This is a genomic window from Klebsiella sp. TF21-TM (assembly GCF_019753495.1).
GTDB classification, from domain to species: domain Bacteria; phylum Pseudomonadota; class Gammaproteobacteria; order Enterobacterales; family Enterobacteriaceae; genus Klebsiella; species Klebsiella quasipneumoniae.
The window spans coordinates 1-940 of the sequence record NZ_JAIJYL010000109.1 but is presented as its reverse complement, the minus strand read 5'-3'; the positions used below and the strand labels follow the sequence as shown (position 1 = coordinate 940).

The 940-nt window shown below is 46.3% G+C and carries 1 protein-coding gene and 1 pseudogene; both read right to left on the bottom strand.

All coding sequences use genetic code 11. The features are described 5' to 3' along the window. Positions 1–226 precede the first annotated feature (226 nt). Positions 227–661: a hypothetical protein gene (locus K5R89_RS27125; protein ID WP_004118347.1), complete on the bottom strand. Its 435-nt coding sequence runs from the start codon at positions 659–661 to the stop codon at positions 227–229. Positions 662–742: 81 nt separating this feature from the next. Further along, positions 743–940 (bottom strand): annotated as a pseudogene (locus K5R89_RS27120) (hypothetical protein); the annotation flags it as partial.

Here is a 940-nt window from a genome sequence, read left to right as displayed (position 1 = left end):
AAAAATCGGCCCAGATCCGCGAAATTTTAATCAGCGAGTCAGCTTGGGAAGAAATGACCTGCTTATTCGCACCTTCCTTAATTGTGAGGTCGACATGACCAAAAAAAACATTGTGTATGGACTCTTTCATTATTATTCATTTCGCTTATAAAAAAAACGCTCCCGGACGGGAGCGTAAGCCAGTGACTTCGGCGTCAAATGAGGGTGTGACAAGTGGAGCTGCGGGTTAATTCTGGGTGATCTGGCTGCGATGCTTTTCCGCCTGTTGCTGATGAATAACGGAAGACTGGCCATTATTCGCCTTCTCATGCACAACAGCGGCTTTCTCATGCTCGCTCATTTCGGAAAATGGCTTAGCAGTTTCTTGGGTGTTCTCAGGTTTGGCTTTCATCATTTTTTTATGCATTTCAGCCATGTCCTGATGGGCGGCAGAATTGCCGTTTTGCATCATTTCATGGGACATTGCGGCCTGATCGTGACCGCTCATATCCATCATTTTCATGCTCTCCCCCTGAACTGCACTTTTTTCAGCGGATGATTGCATCTGATGGGCAGGCGCCTGGGCATTATTTACCTGGTCATGCATGTTCATTGTCTCTGCAGCCCAGGCAGATGAAGCGACAGCCATCATGGCAATAAAGGATACAAGGATCTTTTTCATGGTTGGGTCTCCGGTGTTTTCATACCCGAACAATCAATGCTTATAACAGAGAAAGCATTTGATCTCAGGGCTGGTTGATCATCACGCCAGGAACCGGGCGATTGAATTATCACGCTGTCCTGATTTATGGCTGATTATAAAAAACCGCCTCTGTTTATCGCGTGACTGAACGATGACATTTTTGTCACCTTCCGGGTTTCTCGGCTTTGTTGAATAAATCGAACTTTTGCTGAGTTGAAGGATCAGATCACGCATCCTCCCGACAACACAGACCATTCC

What these genes read in the sequence shown, in the direction of transcription:
- K5R89_RS27125 (WP_004118347.1), bottom strand. Translation starts at nt 661, where the DNA reads ATGAAAAAGATCCTTGTATCCTTTATTGCCATGATGGCTGTCGCTTCA.